At 61.5% G+C, this 603-nt stretch carries 1 protein-coding gene; it reads right to left on the reverse strand.

What is annotated here, in order from left to right; genetic code table 11:
- Positions 1-36 precede the first annotated feature (36 nt).
- Positions 37-603: gamma-glutamylcyclotransferase (locus AC0L2Z_RS35415; protein WP_473630647.1), on the reverse strand; the 567-nt coding region annotated here is incomplete at its 5' end.

A 603-nucleotide genomic window follows, 5' to 3' on the forward strand; every position in this document is an offset into this window, starting at 1 on the left:
CTAGTGGTCATGGTCTGAGGGTTGAGTCCCGTTGGCTCATTTCGCGGGAAGATCTTCGGCCGTCGACGCTTCGATGCGTTCGGCTACCAGCTCCTGCAAACGCCACAATTGGCTGTCGTGAATCCCCATACCTTCAAGGTGACTGACAGTGCTGTGAAGATAGTCGGCCATGGAACCCCACGGACCGCACGCGACCGCGAGCGCGTCGGCGATCTGTTCCAGCGACAGCCCGCGGACACAGCGTCCGCTGTTCCGGTTAATCACAAAGGTGATCGCTTGGAGCGGTCCGATCTCGGTGCGAACATTCACCCAGCGCGGCGAATGAGCGGACGGCTTGGCGCGCATCTCACGACGAAAGAGCCTGCCGAGATTGGCCTCGATAGCTTCCGGCGGCAGGCGATAGACCGCGCCCTTGCACTGCCCGCCACGGTCGAGCGACAACATGAGACCGGGTTTGCTGTCCGATCCACGAAACCACCGGTCCCAACCGAGGCAGAAGGAGCGGTGCCACCCGGGCACGAAGCCTACCCGCTGCTCCACGAAATCACAGGCCGGGTTCCACATCAGAGATCCATAGGCAAAGAGCCAGACCTCATCAGCTGA

The organism is Mesorhizobium sp. WSM4850 (genome assembly GCF_055811735.1).